The organism is Sphingomonas hankookensis (assembly GCF_022664465.1).
GTDB lineage: Bacteria > Pseudomonadota > Alphaproteobacteria > Sphingomonadales > Sphingomonadaceae > Sphingomonas > Sphingomonas hankookensis.
Genome location: NZ_JAKREV010000001.1, coordinates 839,352 through 854,444 on the forward strand (window position 1 = coordinate 839,352; position 15,093 = coordinate 854,444).

Consider the following 15,093-nt stretch of genomic DNA (forward strand, 5'->3'; position numbering starts at 1 on the left):
GTGGACCTCATGTCCGCGCTGGCGATCAGCGCGGCACAGGATCACTTCGGACGCTTGGCGCCGTACTTCGAACGCGACTGGCGGCGATCCTTGACGCCCTGCGTATCGAGCACGCCGCGCAGGACGTGGTAGCGAACGCCGGGAAGATCGCGCACACGACCGCCGCGGATGAGCACGACCGAGTGCTCCTGCAGGTTGTGGCCTTCACCCGGGATGTAGCTGATGACTTCGCGCTGGTTGGTCAGGCGAACCTTGGCCACCTTGCGCAGAGCCGAGTTCGGCTTCTTCGGGGTCGTCGTGTAGACGCGGGTGCAGACACCGCGCTTCTGCGGGTTCTGGTCCATCGCAGGGACCTTCGACTTGGCCTTCTGCGGTTCGCGGCCCTTGCGGACCAGCTGGTTGATCGTCGGCATGAAGCCCTTCACCTTATCTTGCGGTTACTTTGCCGGAGCCGTTCCTGTCAGAAATGCGCAAAGGCCACGTGTGCGAATCGCCACGAGGCCGATGTCTCCAGCAATGTTCAGCTCTTTGCACCCACATGCAGGCCGATGACGGCTAGGACGCCGACCCAGTGGGACGCGCGGCCTATACCGACGGCACCCCGTCCGGTCAATGGTGCGCTTCGGACGGGGGCCCATGCACAACGGGCGGCGGAGCCCTGCCCCGCCGCCCATTCGGACGCACCCGATCGTCGATGGATCAGTTCGCGCTGTTGCCCATCGCGGCGTTCATCGCGTCGGGGGTGTTGCCCATCATCGCATCGCCCGCGGTAGTCACCGAATTGGCTTCGGTCTCCATCGGGTTGATCGGGATCATTTCGTTGCCGACCTCGCCGTCGTTGCGGAAGGCGGCGTTGGCATAGATGTCGTTCGAGACGACGTTGCTGTCGTTCGTCGTGGTGATCTCCTGCCCTCCGCACGCGCCGAGCAGGGCGAGGACGGGCAGAGCGGCGGCGGCGGCGAAACGGGTCATACAATCTCTCCAGCAACTTGGCCGCTCAACGTCGCAAGGGCGATGCCCGTTCCGGTCCGTCAGCGCGCCGAAAAGCCGATATCGACCGCAAAGCCGATCCACATCGCCGCCAGCACCGCATGCGACACGAGGAACAGCGCGAACCGCGGCCGCACGCGCCCGGTGATATGCGCGATGCTGTGCCCGGCGCGAAATGCGACATACGCCCACGCCAGCACCACCTGCGTCAGCGTCGCGAGACCCGTGGCGAGCAGCAGTGGCACGAGCACGAAGTACAGCACCGGCATCTCGAAGAGATTGGCAAGGTTCGCCGCCGGTCGTTCGACCGGGCGGAAATAGGCGCGCATCGCATCGCCATCGGCGAGGTCCGCCGCCTGCGGTCGATGGCGTCGCATATGCCCGATCCGCGCCCGCATCAGCGTCAGGCTGACGAGGAACACCAATGCCACCAAGGCGAAGGTCGGCCACAGGATCGCCCGCGTCATCATCATCGCCCGCCCCCTTTACGCACGCCCGCTGTTCGCCGGCCCGTAGCCAGCCTATACCGTGCCCGTCCATCCGCCAACGGAGCGAAACCATGTCCCCTGCCCTGCCGATCGAAGGTGGCTGTCGCTGCGGCCGCGTCCGCTTCCGCATCGATGCCGCGCCGATGTTCACCATGGCGTGCCATTGCCGCGGGTGCCAACAGATGACCGGCAGCGCCTTTTCCGCGAACCTCGCGGTGCCGAGCGGGGCGCTGCACGTCACCGGCGAGACGGTGAGCGGCGGCCTGCATGGCCAACAGATTCGTCACCACCATTGCGCCCATTGCAAGAGCTGGCTGTTCACCCGCATCGAACCCGATCCGGGGTTCGCCAACGTCCGGCTGGGCGCGCTCGACACGCCGGACGCGTTTCCGCCGTTCATCGAAACCTGGACCGACGAGGCGCTGCCATGGGCGACGACGCCGGCGCGGCATCGCTACCCGAAATTTCCTCCGGCCGAGGCGTTCGGCCCGCTGCTGGCGGAATATGCCGCCTTGCACGCCGACTGACGCGACGCTTCCTTAGGCAGGCTTCGGTCGATAGGAAGCCGCCCATGCGTATCGTGTTCGCCCTGTTGCTGTTGTTCGCGGGTCCGCCCGCCTATGCCCAGTCCGCCACCCGCCCGACGCCGGGCTATGTCCGGGTACGGTTCGACACCTCGGCCGGGCCGATCGTCGTCGCGCTCGACATGAAGCGCGCGCCGGCGACGTCGAAGAACTTCCTCGCCTATGTCGATGACGGCCGGTTCGACGGCACCGATTTCTACCGGTCGGCGCGGCGCAAGGCCGATCCCAAGCTCGGCTTCGTGCAGGGTGGCATCCGCACCGATGCGCGCCGCATCCTGCCCCCCTTCCCGCACGAGCGCACCGACAGGACCGGCGTCCGCCATGTCGACGGCGCGATTTCGATGGCGCGGCGCCCCGAACCCAATTCGGCGGGTGGCAATTTCGTGCTGCTGGTCGGCGCAATGCCGAGCATGGACGCCAAGGGCGACTTCGCCGGCTATGCCGCGTTCGGACGGGTGGTGGGCGGCATGGCGACGGTCAAGCGCATCCTCGCGGTGCCGACCGGCGGCGGGTCGGATGCGATGAAGGGGCAGATGATCCTCGACCCCATCCGCATCCTCCGCGCGCGCAGGCTGGACGGGAAGCCGCACCCGACCGGTGGACCGAAGGTGTGGTTGATCGGGGTACGGCGGTAGGGGGAGCCTGCCGGTCGGTCGGCGTCGGCCGAATGACCGCGGCGTGAGCCACTCGTTTTAAAGCGTCATTCTTTTAGGACGTCGCCCCAGCGGAGGCTGGGGCCTCGCGCGGCGAGGCGCGCGCTCCGTTATGGAGAGATCCCAGCCTTCGCTGGGATGACGTTCGTTTCCAAGGTTGGACTTTCCGATGCCTGTCCGGACCGTAAGTCCGAAGCGGACCATCGCCGTCGATCGATACGACCCACCTCTTTCGTCACCCCGAACTTGATCCGGGGTCCCGCTTCTTGCCGACGGTGGTGAGAAGCGGAACCCCGGGTCAAGCCCGGGTCACGGCAAGGTTGCTGGCCGGCCCTTCCCCTCAACCCGCCGCCTGCATCTCCGCCATCGCCACATCGTCCAGCTCGCTCGCCCGCACATGCGCCGGGCGCTCGGCCAGCCGCCCGATATACGCCATGAACGCATCGCGCTTCGGCAGCGTACCGAACTGCGTGCCCCACATCAGGTGCGATCCGACATAGACGTCTGCGGCGGTAAAGCGGTCGCCGGCGATGTAGGGGGGTGCCGATACCGCGGTTTCGAGCACCGACACCACCCGGTCGTAATCGCCATAACCGACCATCCGCTGCTGGTCGTCGCTCGGGTTCACTCCCAGCGAACGGTTGGTCACCGCCGCTTCGACCGGGCCGGCGGCGAAGAACATCCAGCGATAATAATCGGCGCGTTCGCTGTCGGTCGGGGCGAGGCCGGCGTCGGGAAACGCCTCCGCCAGATATGCGCAGATCGCGGCGCATTCGGTGACGACGCGCCCGTGATGGACGATCGCCGGCACCTTTCCCATCGGGTTGATCGCCAAATACGCACCGTCCTGCATCGTGCCGCCGTAGCCGAGCATCTCGACATCGTACGGCACACCGACCTCCTCCAGCATCCAGCGGGCGATCCGTCCGCGCGACATCGGGTTCGTGTAGAGTGTCAGGCCGGTCATATGCATCTCCCCTGCGATTCGTTGGAACGAAAGTGGAACATCCGCCTATTTCGCGTCAAGCTCGTTACGCAGGAATGCGATGGTCCGATCCCATGACAGCTTCGCCGCGGCGGCATTGTAGCGCATCGCCGAGGTGTCGTTGTTGAACGCATGGTCGACGCCGGGATAGACATGGGTCGTCGCGGTCTTGCCCGCCTTGCGCAACGCCTCCCCCCAGGGCAGCGCGGTCGCGTTCACCCGCGCATCCTTTTCCGCCAGTTGCAACATCAACGCGGTGCGGACCCTGGGCGCTTCCGCCGGATCGGGCGCCGGACCATAATAGCTGACCCCGGCGGTCAACAGCGGGTCGGCCACCGCCAGCCGGTTGACGAACGCCCCGCCCCAGCAGAAGCCGACTACGCCGGTACGCAGTCCCTTGCGTTCGCCACGCGCCTTGGCGAGGAACGCCTTCGCCTGTGCCAGCGCCAGATCATAATCGATCGTGCCGATCATCGCCCGCGCCTTGTCCTCGTCGGTCGGCGTGCCGCCCTGTGGCGCGAGCAGGTCGGGCGCGATGGCGCGGAAACCGGCGAGCGCGACGCGGCGGGCGATATCCTCGATATGCGGGGTCAGCCCGCGATTTTCGTGGATGACCAGCACCAGCGGCAGCGCGCGGCCGCCCTTGGGCGCCGCGAAATAGGCGGTGGCGGGATGCCCAGCCTCGGCCCCGCTGGTCTTGGCCGTATCGAGCCGCGTATCACCGGGCGCGACCTGCTGCGCGGCGGCGGGCGATGCGGCGATGCCGGCAATCAGCGCCTCGGCCGCCGCCACCGATCCGGCGAGCGCGACCATCTCCGCCATGAACGCCCGCCGGTCCCGATGTTCGTGGGTAAAGGCGTCGTAAAGCGCGATCGCGCGGGCACGAAGGTCGGACATGGCTGGCACTCCCGTGAAGAAACCGCAGCCTAAGCCTTTGCCGCCGATACGCAAACGGCCCGATCACCGTTGGTGACCGGGCCGTCCAGATTCCCTGGGGAAACGTGTCAGCGCTTGAACGGGTCGAAGAACGCCGAGGGTTCCGCCGTTTCGCCGCGCTCGGCCAGTTCGGCGTCGCGCGCCGCCTGGGTCCGCTCGTTGCGGAGCTGTTCGATCAGCGCCTCACGGTCGCCTTCCAACCGGGTGTCGGTCGGTGCTTCGAGGCCGGCGGCCTTCGCCGCCTTGCCGACCAACGCGTCGAGCTCGCGCTGCGAACACAGGCCGAGCGTCACCGGGTCTTTCGGCGTGATGTTGCCGATGTTCCAGTGCGTCCGGTCGCGGATCGCGGCGATCGTGGTGCGGGTGGTGCCGATCAGCTTGCCGATCGCGCCGTCGGTGATTTCCGGATGGTTGCGGATGATCCACGCGATGCCGTCGGGCTTGTCCTGCCGCTTGCTGACCGGCGTGTAGCGCGGACCCTTGGTACGGCGGACCTGCTCGGGGCCCTTCATCATGACGAGACGATAATCGGGGTTCTTTTGCCCTTTCTCGATCTCGTCCATCGTCAGTTCGTGCGCGCGTACCGGATCGCGGCCGGTCAGCTTGGTCGCGGCGGTATCGTCGGCGATCGCCTGCACTTCGAGGACGTGCAGGCCACAGAAGTCGGCGATCTGCGGAAAGGACAGTGCGGTATTGTCGACCAGCCAGGAAGCGGTCGCGTGCGGCATCAGCGGCTGGGCCACGACGGGTCTCCGAAATAGAAAGGGCCGCCCAAACCGGGCGGCCACGTTGCCCCCGATGTAGTCCGGGCAGCCGAACTAGGCAAGACCGGCGTTCAGCGCGGGCAAAGGTCGTAGAGCCGCACCCGTTCGCTTCGCGTCATCCGCTCGCGCAGCTTCCATAATTGGGCGCAATCGGCCTCCTGCTTGCGCTCCGCCGCGGTCTTGGGCGGCACACCGCGGCGCAGCCGGGCGGCATCGCGTTCGGCATAGCCGCGGGCGGTCGCCGACAATATCTGCCCCTGTGCGGTCGTTACCGGGTCCACCTGCGCGTGTGCCGGTATCGCAACCGCCAGCGCCAGCAGGAAAAGGGTTGTGCGCATCGGTCATCTCCTATGCAGATCACCGACGAACCTATCGTCCGCCAGCCCCGCTTGCAGCCTGGCGGCGACGAACCGACCTACTGCAGCGTCAGCACGATCTTGCCGACATGGTCGCCCGCCTCCATCCGACGATGCGCGTCGGCGGCCTCTTCCAGCTGGAAGGTGCGGTCGATAATCGGGCGCAGCCGCCCGCCCTCGACATGCGGCCACACCGTGCGCGACAGTTCGTCGGCGACCATTTCCTTGAACGCAGCGTCGCGCGGGCGCAGCGTCGATCCGGTCAGAGTCAGGCGACGGCGCATGATATCCCATAGCGGCACGGTGGCGCTCGCCCCGCCCTGCACCGCGATCGATACGTGGCGTCCGTCCTCGCCCAAGCATTTCAGGTTGCGCGGGACATAGTCGCCGCCGACCATGTCGAGCACGACGCTGACACCCTCGCCGCCGGTAATCTCGGCGACGCGTTCGACGAAATCCTCGGTGCGATAGTTGATCGCATGCGCCGCGCCCAACTCCAGCGCGGCCTTCGCCTTCGCATCGCTGCCAACGGTGACAATGACGTCCAGGCCGAACAGCTTGCCGAGCAGGATCGCCATCGTGCCGATGCCGCTGGTGCCGCCATGGACCAGCACGCTGTCGCCCTCGGCCGCATAGCCGCGCTCGAACAAATTGGTCCACACGGTGAACAGCGTCTCGGGCAGCGCCGCGGCTTCGACCATCGACAGGCCGTCCGGCACCGGCAGGCACTGGCCGGCGGACACGACCGCATAGTCGGCATAGCCGCCACCCGCGAGCAGCGCACAGACCGACTGGCCGACCAGATGGGCATCGGCATCGTCACCGACCGCGACGACCTGTCCCGCGACCTCGAGGCCGGGGATCGACGGCGCGCCGGGCGGCGGCGGGTAGCCCCCGGTCCGCTGCAGCACGTCGGGACGGTTGACGCCGGCGGCGACCACGCGGATCAGAACCTCGCCCGCGCGCGGATGCGGCGTCGGGCGCTCGACGACGGTCAATACTTCCGGACCGCCCGGTTCGGTCGGATCGATTGCACGCATTGCCGCTGGTACGTCCATATGGCCTTTTCCCCCTGCGTCGGCGTTATTGACATCGCTGGCGGCAGGGTCAACGCTGCATGCATGGAACCCGACGAAAATGTTAACCATGTTCGTGGCAACCTGCTCGCCATGGTGCTTGCCGAGGATCTGGACCCGCTGTCGGTCGACGAACTGACGAAGCGTATCGCCGCGCTGGAGGGTGAGATCGCCCGGTGCCGCGCGCGAATCGACCATGCGCACAGCCACCGGGCCAGCGCCGACGCGCTGTTCCGGTCATGAGATGTTCCGCCCCGCTTGATGCCGGGCGGCCGCATACCGACATTGGTGGAGACCCGGGATACCGGGACGCAGGGCCGGCGCGTTCTCGCCGGCCGACCGGAGTGAACTGAATGCCATCCTTCGCATCCGCACTGGAATCCACGCTGCACAAGGCGCTCGAGGCCGCATCCTCGCGCCGGCACGAATATGCGACCCTCGAACACCTCCTCTTCGCGCTGACAGACGACGTCGATGCGGCGAAGGTGATGACCGGCTGCGGCGTCGACCTCGACGAACTGCGCGCGACCGTCGCCCATTATCTCGACACCGAACTCGACACGTTCAAACTCGACGCTGCGACCGATCCGTCGCCGACCAGCAGCTTCCAGCGGGTCGTGCAGCGCGCGATCCTGCACGTCCAGTCGTCGGGCCGCGACGAAGTAACCGGCGCCAACGTGCTGGTCGCGATGTTCAGCGAGCGCGAAACCTATGCCGTCTATTTCCTGCAGCAGCAGGACATGAGCCGGCTGGACGCGGTCAGCTTCATAAGCCACGGCGTCGGCAAGGGCGGATCGACCGCCACCGAAACCCCGGCACCCAAGGGTGCCGAGGAAAAGGAAACCACCAAGGCCGCCGACAAGGGCAAGGGCGAAAGTGCGCTCAAGCAGTTCTGCGTCGACCTGAACGAGAAGGCCAAGGTCGGCAAGGTCGACCCGCTGATCGGCCGTTCGGCCGAGGTCGACCGCACGGTGCAGATCCTGTGCCGCCGCTCGAAGAACAACCCGCTGTATGTCGGTGATCCGGGCGTCGGCAAGACCGCGATCGCGGAAGGCCTTGCGCGCAAGATCGTCGAGGGTGACGTGCCCGAGGTGCTGTTGCCCGCGGTCATCTATTCGCTCGACATGGGCGCGCTGCTGGCCGGCACCCGCTATCGCGGAGATTTCGAGGAGCGGCTGAAGCAGGTCGTGACCGAGCTGGAGAAGCTGCCGCACGCGGTCCTCTTCATCGACGAAATCCACACCGTCATCGGCGCTGGTGCCACCAGCGGCGGGGCGATGGACGCGTCGAACTTGCTCAAGCCCGCGCTGTCGGGCGGCCAGATTCGCTGCATCGGCTCGACGACCTACAAGGAATTCCGCAACCACTTCGAAAAGGATCGTGCGCTGCTGCGCCGGTTCCAAAAGATCGACGTGAACGAGCCCTCGGTCGAGGATACGATCAAAATCCTGACCGGCCTGCGCTCAGCGTTCGAGGAACACCACAAGGTCAAGTACACCCCCGATTCGATCAAGTCGGCGGTGGAGTTGTCGGCGCGTTACATCAACGACCGCAAGTTGCCCGACAAGGCGATCGACGTGATCGACGAAGTCGGCGCGATGCAGATGCTCGTTCCCGCGCCCAAGCGGAAGAAGACAATCACCGCCAAGGAGATCGAACAGGTCATCGCGACGATGGCGCGCATTCCGCCGAAGACGGTGTCGACCGACGATACGCGGGTGCTCGCCAATCTCGAACTCGATCTGAAGCGGGTAGTGTTCGGGCAGGACGACGCGATCAAGGCGCTGTCCTCGGCGATCAAGCTGTCGCGCGCGGGCCTGCGCGATCCCGACAAGCCGATCGGCAACTATCTGTTCACCGGCCCGACCGGTGTCGGCAAGACCGAGGTGGCACGCCAGCTGTCGGAGATCATGGGAATCCCGCTGCAACGGTTCGACATGTCCGAATATATGGAGCGGCATTCGGTTAGCCGGCTGATTGGCGCCCCTCCGGGCTATGTCGGCTATGACCAGGGCGGCCTGCTGACCGACGCGATCGACCAGCAGCCGCATTGCGTCCTGCTGCTCGACGAGATCGAGAAGGCGCATCCCGACCTGTTCAACATCCTGTTGCAGGTGATGGACAACGGCAAGCTGACCGACCACCATGGCAAGACCGTCGATTTCCGCAACGTCATCCTGATCATGACGACCAATGCGGGCGCGTCGGACATGGCCAAGGAATCGATCGGCTTCGGTCAGATCGACCGCGAGGACGTGCAGGAGGAGGCGGTGAAGAAGCTCTTCACCCCCGAATTCCGCAACCGCCTCGATGCGATCGTACCGTTCGGCTACCTCCCGCCCGAAATCGTCGCGCGGGTGGTGGACAAGTTCATCCTCCAGCTCGAACTGCAGCTCGCCGATCGCGGCGTCCATATCCGCCTGAACGAGGAAGCGAAGACGTGGTTGACCGACAAGGGCTATGACAAGCTCTACGGCGCGCGTCCGATGGGCCGCCTGATCCAGGACAAGATCAAGCAGCCGCTGGCCGAGGAGTTGTTGTTCGGCAAGCTGGTCCATGGCGGCGAGGTCAACGTCACGCTCAAGGACAATGCGCTGACATTCGAAATGACGCCCGCGGCGCCCAAGAAGCCGCGCAAGGGCGGCAAGGCGAAGGCTCCGGCGGAAGCCTGAACGCGACACCGCCCCGTAGAGCAATCTACGGGGCGGTTTTCGTTTGGGGTTCGAAAAATCGCGGATGTTCCACAGAAGACCCCGTTTCTCGTCAAGGTGACCACCAGATCGGATCGACGTTCAGCAACAACTACGGATTTCGTCATTCCCGCGCAGGCGGGAATCCATAGACGCCGACGCTTCGGTTGGATTTGCGACGTCGGCGCATATGGACTCCCGCCTTCGCGGGAGTGACGACAGGGGAACGGTCGTCCCGCGTACAGCGAACGGGATGCCGATCCGATCAAGCAACAATAGCGCTATCCCGCGCTGCGTTCCGCCCGCTCGACCGATCCGTCGATCCGCTCGACTTCCAGCGCGACGATGCGACCGTCCCGTTCCACGAAGCGGAAGCGGGCCAGCGGATCGTCCTCGGGCGCCATGACGTTCGCCTCGACCGGAACGAGCACCGACGCCGGCCGCCATCCGCGGCTGCTGGTCAGGCGATCGCCCCGGACCACCAGCTTCCGATCGCCATAGACGCCGGCATAGTCGGCGACCGGGTGCGCCGGCTTCACGTCCTTCGCAGCCGCGCCGTAGAAGGCGGCGAGACGTTCGTCCTCGGCACGTTCTTCCGCCGGCGCCTTTGCCGCGATCGTGGTCATCGCCGCCGCCTTGGCCGTGGCCAGCGCGTGGTCGGCCAGAACGGCGATGGCGGGCGTGACACCGACCGCTTCCCAATCCTTGCCGGTCTTGAGGCTGATCGCCCGCCCGCTGGACACGCTCAAGACATAGCTCTTACCCACGGGCAGCAGATCGTTGCGGAAACCGGCGCCCGCGGTACGCTCCCCCACCAGCGTGCCGAAGCCCAGCGCCGATACGTGCGTGGCGAACTCCTCCGCTGCCGACGCCGTGCCGCCGCTGGTCAGGACATAGAGCGGCTTGCCGGCAAGGCTGAACGGTGCCTTGGGTGCGGAGGTCGCCTCGCCCGGTTTGCCGCGCATCTCGAACCGCATCAGCGGCGTGCCGGCCGGCACGAAATAGCTCGCGAGCGCCGCGACCGCTTCCGGTGAACCGCCGCCATTGCGCCGCAGGTCGATGATATAGGCATCCCCCCCGCGCAGGAACTGCATCGCGCCGGCAATCGCCGCCTCCGCTTCGGGCGTGCCCCATGCAAAGCCTTCATAGGCGATCATGCGGATATTGCCCGGCAGCAACTCCATGCTGCGCACGCCGCCATTGAAGCGTGCGATCATCCGCGCCATGCCCGGCGGCATCTTCGCATCGTCGTCGGGAAGCGGTTGGTCACCCAGCATTGCGGCCAGCTTCGGATCATATTTCAGCCCGAGATGCTTGTCCGCGGTCACCTTCGCCATGTCGGCATTGATCCGGTCGGCCAGCGCCTGCCCGGTCAGGCCACGATAGCGATCGGACGATGCCAGTGCCGTCCCCAGCTGCGCCGCGACATCGGGCAGGACGTAGCGTTCGGCGATCGCGCGCCGGGTAGCCGCCGTGACGGCGGCCGGATCGTCGCTGACCATCTGCGCGGCGGCGCCCCCGGCCATGGCTATGGGCAACAAGATGGCGATGATCGAACGACGCATATTCCCTCCCGAAATCGAACCGCCTTATCGCTTGGCGACCCCGCCCGATCTCGGCAAAGTTGGCGGCGGCGGTGCCGAAAACCGGCAACGCACAGGGGGAAAACGGGGACGGAATGCGCGCGCTGGATCGGCATGATCGCGAATTGCTGTACTGGCTGCAGCGCGACGCGTTGCGCACTGCCGACGATCTGGCGCGCGACGTCGCGCTGTCGCCATCGGCGATCACCCGCCGCGTGCGCCGGATGCGCGAGGATGGGACGATCGTCGCCGACGTGTCGATCGTGTCCGATGCCATCGGGCCGTTCCTGTCCGCGCTGGTCGACATCCAGCTCGATCGCCACGCATTGCCGCATATCGATGCGCTGCTACGCCGGCTGCATGCGGACCCGCAGGTGCAGGCGATCTTCGAGATTACCGGGGTGTTCGACCTGACGCTGATGGTCGTGGTGGCCGACATGGCGGCCTATAACCGCTTCGCCGATGCGATGCTGGCGAACGACCCGGTGGTCCGCCGCTACGAAACCCGCTTCGTCAAGAAGCGGCGGAAATGGTCGGCGGCCCGGCCGCTCGACTGAACGGCGGCGATGCGTCGGGCACCGCCGCCGATGTCAATTACTGCAACACCACCGTAACCGCTCGGCGGTTCTGTGCCCATGCGGCCTCGTCCGATCCCAGCGCCAGCGGCCGTTCCTTGCCATAGCTGATCGTGGTGATCCGCGATGGCGAGATACCACGCGTGGCGAGGTAGCTGCTGGCGGCATTGGCACGACGGTCACCCAGCGCGAGGTTGTATTCGCGCGTACCGCGTTCGTCGGCATGGCCTTCTATCGTGACGCGAACATTGGGATAGCGCGTCAGCCACTGCGCCTGGCTGTCGAGAATCTGCCGCGCGGTCGCGTCGATATCATACTGGTCGAGGCCGAAGTTGATCGTGTCGCTGGCCACCGATTGCTGGAAATCGGCACGCGATCCCGGCACCACGCCGTTCGTGCCGGTCCCCGTTCCGGTACCGGTGCCGATCCCGGCATTGGGATCGACGGTCTGGCCCGGTGCCGGCGGCAGTACCGCCGGGCGCTTCTTGGCACAGCCGGCGGTCGCCAGCAGCCCGGCAGCGACGAACAGCGTCGCGGAAATCTTGGTCATCATAAACCTCCCTTGGTCTTTGCGCCTTCCACTACAATGCCCCTGTAGCGGAAATGGCCCCCGTTGGTGAAAGGTCAGGGGCGGATCGGCCCCCAGCTCGGGTCAGATCCGTCGAGTGCGGTCGGAATGCGACGAATGTTCGATCCCGTCAGGTCGACCGACCAGATTTGCGCCCGGCCCGACCCCTGTGCGCTGCGGAAGAAGGTGAGCACGCGGCCATTGGGCGACCAGCTCGGCCCCTCGTCGCCCCACGCGTCGGACAGCAGCTTTTCGCCGCCGCCGCTGGGCGACATGATGCCGATGCGGAACGTGCCGCCGCCCTGCCGGGTAAAGGCGATCAGGTCGCCGCGCGGGCTCCACACCGGCGTCGCATAGCGTCCGCCGCCAAAGCTGATCCGCGTCTGGTTCGATCCGTCGGCGTTCATGACGTACAACTGCTGCGATCCCGACCGATCGCTTTCGAACACGATCTTGGACCCATCGGGCGAATAGCTGCCGCCGGTGTCGATGCCCGGCGCGTTGGTCAGCCGCTGCGGGCTGCCGCCGCCGGCGGGTACGCGGTAGATGTCGGTATTGCCCGCCTGCGCCATCGAGAACAGCACATAGCGGCCATCGGGCGAGAAACGCGGCGCGAAGGTCAACGACGCATTCTGCACCAGCAGCCGCGACCGCCCGCTGCCTTCGTCGAGAATGTAGATCGCCGGCCGTTCGTTGGCGTACGACATATAGACGATCGACTGCTGGTTCGGCGCGAAGCGCGGCGTCAGCACGATCGACTGGCCATTGGTCAGGAAGCGGTGGTTCGCCCCGTCCTGATCCATGATCGCCAGCCGCTTGATCCGGTTGCCCTTGGGCCCCGTCTCGCTGACATAGACGATGCGGCTGTCGAAATAGGCGCCCTCGCCCGACAGGCGGGTATAGACAGCGTCGGCGCATTTATGCGCGGCGCGACGCCATTCGGCCGGAGCGACGTTGAACCCCTGCCGCGTCAGCTCGGTGCGTCCGAACGTGTCGTAGAGATAGCAGCCGATGGTCAGCGTCCCGTTCGCCTCCGCGCGGACATAGCCCTGCACCAGCGCCTGCGCCCCGCTCCATGCGGCATAGTCCGGCGCCTGCACCTGCGCCATGGCGACGGCGGGCAGGCCGGCGGGACCGGCCGGCTTGAACAGTCCCGAATTGCGCAGATCGGTCGCGACGATCTCCGCCAGCTGCCGCCCCAGCGCGTCGGTTGCGCCGGCCGGGGTCGATGCGACTTGCGGCGTCGGCATCACCGGCACCGCGATCGGCAGCGGTTCGGAAATGCCGCCTTCGATATCCACCTCGACCTGCGCGAACGCGGCGGGTGCGGCGAGCAGGCTGGCGAGCACCGCCCCCAATGCCATCGTGACTTTACGCATACATCCCCTCCGGTCAGCCGGGCAGCTTGTAGTTGATGATGATGTCTTTCCAGCCGCCCTCGTACAGGTCGGCGGGCAGTTCGTAGGGCGCGCACTGGATCAACGCAGCGATCGCCAGTTCGGACACACGCTGCGCATAGCGGCGATTCTCGTCGTCGATCCCGGTCTGTCCGCGCAGTTCGGGTTTGGCAGCGAAGGTGCCGTCGGCACGCATCTGCAACCGGACCTTCGAACGAATCTGGTTCGCGCCCGGCCCCGGATTGGGAATCTTGTTGGCGCAGGGCTGCACCTGCCGCTGGATCGCGCTGGCGAGGCCCGCGACCGACTGGGTGCTGACCGCGGTGCCGCGCGGAGCCTGTGCCTTGCCCGGTGCGGGCGTATCGGCGATCCCCTTGAGGAAATCATTGCCCAGCCGACCGCCGCGCGGACGCTGCGCGGTCGCCTGCGCATTGCTGCCTTCGCCGCGCGTCGCGGCGGGTTTCGCTGCCGGCCGTGTCGGTGCTGCGGCGGGCTTCGCAGGGGCGGCCTTGGGTGGCGCCTTCGCCACCGCGGTCGGGCGGGCCGGTGCCGGGCGCGCCTGCTGCCGGGCGGGCGCCGGTTTCGGTTCGGGTTTTGGCGCAGGCGCAGGCTTCGGTGCCGGCTTGGGGACCGGTTTCGGCACCGGCTTGGGCGCGGGAACCGGCCTGGGCGCAGGCTTGGGTTCGGGCCGGGGTGCCGGTTGCGGCCGCGGCGCGGGTGCCGGCAGCGCGGGTTCCGGTTCCGGCGCAGGTTCGGGCTCGCTCGCCGGCTCGCTCGGCGCAGCATCCTCGGGCGGGCCGGTTTCGGGCGCCTGACTGATCGCCGGCGCATCGGTCTGCTCGGGCGCGCTCTGTTCGGCGGCGACGTCCTCGGCGAAGCTGACGTCCATCGGCTTGGATTCGAGCTTCAACGGATTGGGCGTCGCGAGAAACCCGACCGACAACAGCCCGAACAGGACGGCATGCCCTGCCAGCGCTACACCCAGCCCGATCTTCTCCGCCTTCTGCATGCGGCTTACTGCGCCACGCTGATGAGCGACACGCGGTTCAGCCCGGCGCGGTTCAACTCGCCCAGCACGGCGTTGACCCGCCCGTAATCGAGCGAACGATCGGCGCGCAGCATCACCTGCCGCGGCTCGGTCGCGCCGGCGCCCGCCGCCGCAATCTTTTCCAGTTCGCCCGGCAGGTTATCGGCCGACACCTCGATATCGTCGAGATAGGTCCGCCCTTCGGCATCCATCGACAGCGTTACCGGCTGCTGCGTCTGTTCGACCGCCTTCGCCCGGCTGTCGGGCAGGTTCACCGGCACGCCCGCGGTCATCAGCGGCGCCGTGACCATGAAGATGATGAGCAGCACCAGCATCACGTCGACCAGCGGCGTGACGTTGATCTCCGCCATCGGCGCACGGCGCCCCTTCCCCTTGGCCGAGGGCAGGTTGATGCCCATCG

The 15,093-nt window shown here is 66.8% G+C and carries 18 protein-coding genes; 5 read left to right on the forward strand and 13 right to left on the reverse strand.

The genetic code is table 11. The features are described 5' to 3' along the window. Positions 1-41: 41 nt before the first annotated feature. The 3 genes from rpsL to MF610_RS03995 form a co-directional block, all read right to left on the reverse strand. Positions 42-413 carry a 30S ribosomal protein S12 gene (gene rpsL, locus MF610_RS03985; protein ID WP_055757399.1) on the reverse strand — a complete coding sequence of 124 codons (372 nt, stop codon included), beginning with the start codon at positions 411-413 and terminating at the stop codon, positions 42-44. A gap of 286 nt (positions 414-699) precedes the next feature. Next, a complete protein-coding gene (locus MF610_RS03990) occupies positions 700-972 on the reverse strand; it encodes a hypothetical protein (protein WP_242192914.1) in 273 nt (90 codons plus the stop codon). Positions 973-1,031: 59 nt separating this feature from the next. Continuing rightward, positions 1,032-1,463, reverse strand: a complete 432-nt coding sequence (locus MF610_RS03995) for an MAPEG family protein (RefSeq protein ID WP_242192924.1) — start codon at positions 1,461-1,463, stop codon at positions 1,032-1,034. An 86-nt stretch (positions 1,464-1,549) separates the two neighbouring features. Here MF610_RS03995 and MF610_RS04000 point away from each other — a divergent pair, with 86 nt between their 5' ends. Together MF610_RS04000 and MF610_RS04005 are read left to right on the forward strand one after the other, a co-directional pair. After that, positions 1,550-2,005 (forward strand): GFA family protein, encoded by a 456-nt coding sequence (locus tag MF610_RS04000; RefSeq protein WP_242192925.1) that lies wholly within the window; start codon positions 1,550-1,552, stop codon positions 2,003-2,005. Between the two features lie 44 nt (positions 2,006-2,049). Then, a complete protein-coding gene (locus tag MF610_RS04005; protein ID WP_242192934.1) occupies positions 2,050-2,697 on the forward strand; it encodes a peptidylprolyl isomerase in 648 nt (215 codons plus the stop codon). 358 nt (positions 2,698-3,055) lie between these two features. Here the strand turns inward: MF610_RS04005 and MF610_RS04010 are convergent, their stop codons facing one another. From MF610_RS04010 to MF610_RS04030, 5 genes are all read right to left on the reverse strand, one after another. Next, the gene (locus MF610_RS04010) at positions 3,056-3,682 is read right to left on the reverse strand and encodes a glutathione S-transferase family protein (protein ID WP_242192936.1); all 627 of its coding nucleotides are present in this window, start codon (positions 3,680-3,682) and stop codon (positions 3,056-3,058) included. Between the two features lie 45 nt (positions 3,683-3,727). Next, positions 3,728-4,597 carry a dienelactone hydrolase family protein gene (locus MF610_RS04015; protein ID WP_242192937.1) on the reverse strand — a complete coding sequence of 290 codons (870 nt, stop codon included), beginning with the start codon at positions 4,595-4,597 and terminating at the stop codon, positions 3,728-3,730. A gap of 107 nt (positions 4,598-4,704) precedes the next feature. Beyond that, on the reverse strand, positions 4,705-5,379 hold the full coding sequence (locus tag MF610_RS04020) for a DUF1013 domain-containing protein (RefSeq protein ID WP_242192939.1): 675 nt from the start codon (positions 5,377-5,379) through the stop codon (positions 4,705-4,707). Between the two features lie 92 nt (positions 5,380-5,471). Further along, positions 5,472-5,738 carry a hypothetical protein gene (locus tag MF610_RS04025; protein ID WP_242192940.1) on the reverse strand — a complete coding sequence of 89 codons (267 nt, stop codon included), beginning with the start codon at positions 5,736-5,738 and terminating at the stop codon, positions 5,472-5,474. A 77-nt stretch (positions 5,739-5,815) separates the two neighbouring features. Further along, positions 5,816-6,796, reverse strand: coding sequence for an NAD(P)H-quinone oxidoreductase (locus MF610_RS04030; protein WP_242192941.1), 981 nt, complete (start codon positions 6,794-6,796; stop codon positions 5,816-5,818). Positions 6,797-6,877: 81 nt separating this feature from the next. On the opposite strand from MF610_RS04030, the gene MF610_RS04035 reads away from it, so the two are divergent. Next, positions 6,878-7,075: a DUF1192 domain-containing protein gene (locus MF610_RS04035; RefSeq protein WP_125659345.1), complete on the forward strand. Its 198-nt coding sequence runs from the start codon at positions 6,878-6,880 to the stop codon at positions 7,073-7,075. A 110-nt stretch (positions 7,076-7,185) separates the two neighbouring features. Continuing rightward, positions 7,186-9,504 carry an ATP-dependent Clp protease ATP-binding subunit ClpA gene (clpA, locus tag MF610_RS04040; RefSeq protein WP_242192942.1) on the forward strand — a complete coding sequence of 773 codons (2,319 nt, stop codon included), beginning with the start codon at positions 7,186-7,188 and terminating at the stop codon, positions 9,502-9,504. A gap of 299 nt (positions 9,505-9,803) precedes the next feature. Here the strand turns inward: clpA and MF610_RS04045 are convergent, their stop codons facing one another. Continuing rightward, complete coding sequence (locus tag MF610_RS04045) at positions 9,804-11,087, reverse strand: S41 family peptidase (RefSeq protein ID WP_242192943.1); 1,284 nt, start codon at positions 11,085-11,087, stop codon at positions 9,804-9,806. Positions 11,088-11,200: 113 nt separating this feature from the next. Between MF610_RS04045 and MF610_RS04050 the strand changes: the two genes are divergently transcribed. Beyond that, positions 11,201-11,662, forward strand: a complete 462-nt coding sequence (locus tag MF610_RS04050) for an Lrp/AsnC family transcriptional regulator (protein ID WP_242192944.1) — start codon at positions 11,201-11,203, stop codon at positions 11,660-11,662. A gap of 37 nt (positions 11,663-11,699) precedes the next feature. Here the strand turns inward: MF610_RS04050 and pal are convergent, their stop codons facing one another. From pal to MF610_RS04070, 4 genes are all read right to left on the reverse strand, one after another. Then, positions 11,700-12,230 (reverse strand): peptidoglycan-associated lipoprotein Pal, encoded by a 531-nt coding sequence (gene pal / locus MF610_RS04055; RefSeq protein ID WP_242192947.1) that lies wholly within the window; start codon positions 12,228-12,230, stop codon positions 11,700-11,702. A 74-nt stretch (positions 12,231-12,304) separates the two neighbouring features. After that, the gene (gene tolB / locus MF610_RS04060; protein ID WP_242192949.1) at positions 12,305-13,627 is read right to left on the reverse strand and encodes a Tol-Pal system beta propeller repeat protein TolB; all 1,323 of its coding nucleotides are present in this window, start codon (positions 13,625-13,627) and stop codon (positions 12,305-12,307) included. A gap of 13 nt (positions 13,628-13,640) precedes the next feature. After that, positions 13,641-14,654, reverse strand: coding sequence for a cell envelope biogenesis protein TolA (locus MF610_RS04065; protein WP_242192950.1), 1,014 nt, complete (start codon positions 14,652-14,654; stop codon positions 13,641-13,643). 5 nt (positions 14,655-14,659) lie between these two features. After that, positions 14,660-15,091 carry an ExbD/TolR family protein gene (locus tag MF610_RS04070; protein ID WP_242192953.1) on the reverse strand — a complete coding sequence of 144 codons (432 nt, stop codon included), beginning with the start codon at positions 15,089-15,091 and terminating at the stop codon, positions 14,660-14,662. Positions 15,092-15,093 lie beyond the last annotated feature (2 nt).

Excerpts from the sequence above, each read along its gene's own strand:
- MF610_RS04070 (WP_242192953.1), bottom strand. The coding sequence starts at position 15,091 with ATGGGCATCAACCTGCCCTCGGCCAAGGGGAAGGGGCGCCGTGCGCCG.
- MF610_RS04030 (WP_242192941.1), bottom strand. The coding sequence starts at position 6,796 with ATGCGTGCAATCGATCCGACCGAACCGGGCGGTCCGGAAGTATTGACC.
- clpA (WP_242192942.1), top strand. The coding sequence starts at position 7,186 with ATGCCATCCTTCGCATCCGCACTGGAATCCACGCTGCACAAGGCGCTC.
- MF610_RS04035 (WP_125659345.1), top strand. The coding sequence starts at position 6,878 with ATGGAACCCGACGAAAATGTTAACCATGTTCGTGGCAACCTGCTCGCC.
- MF610_RS04005 (WP_242192934.1), top strand. The coding sequence starts at position 2,050 with ATGCGTATCGTGTTCGCCCTGTTGCTGTTGTTCGCGGGTCCGCCCGCC.
- MF610_RS03990 (WP_242192914.1), bottom strand. The coding sequence starts at position 972 with ATGACCCGTTTCGCCGCCGCCGCCGCTCTGCCCGTCCTCGCCCTGCTC.
- MF610_RS04010 (WP_242192936.1), bottom strand. The coding sequence starts at position 3,682 with ATGACCGGCCTGACACTCTACACGAACCCGATGTCGCGCGGACGGATC.
- MF610_RS04050 (WP_242192944.1), top strand. The coding sequence starts at position 11,201 with ATGCGCGCGCTGGATCGGCATGATCGCGAATTGCTGTACTGGCTGCAG.
- rpsL (WP_055757399.1), bottom strand. The coding sequence starts at position 413 with ATGCCGACGATCAACCAGCTGGTCCGCAAGGGCCGCGAACCGCAGAAG.
- MF610_RS04045 (WP_242192943.1), bottom strand. The coding sequence starts at position 11,087 with ATGCGTCGTTCGATCATCGCCATCTTGTTGCCCATAGCCATGGCCGGG.
- pal (WP_242192947.1), bottom strand. The coding sequence starts at position 12,230 with ATGACCAAGATTTCCGCGACGCTGTTCGTCGCTGCCGGGCTGCTGGCG.
- MF610_RS04025 (WP_242192940.1), bottom strand. The coding sequence starts at position 5,738 with ATGCGCACAACCCTTTTCCTGCTGGCGCTGGCGGTTGCGATACCGGCA.
- tolB (WP_242192949.1), bottom strand. The coding sequence starts at position 13,627 with ATGCGTAAAGTCACGATGGCATTGGGGGCGGTGCTCGCCAGCCTGCTC.
- MF610_RS04000 (WP_242192925.1), top strand. The coding sequence starts at position 1,550 with ATGTCCCCTGCCCTGCCGATCGAAGGTGGCTGTCGCTGCGGCCGCGTC.
- MF610_RS04015 (WP_242192937.1), bottom strand. The coding sequence starts at position 4,597 with ATGTCCGACCTTCGTGCCCGCGCGATCGCGCTTTACGACGCCTTTACC.
- MF610_RS03995 (WP_242192924.1), bottom strand. The coding sequence starts at position 1,463 with ATGATGATGACGCGGGCGATCCTGTGGCCGACCTTCGCCTTGGTGGCA.
- MF610_RS04065 (WP_242192950.1), bottom strand. The coding sequence starts at position 14,654 with ATGCAGAAGGCGGAGAAGATCGGGCTGGGTGTAGCGCTGGCAGGGCAT.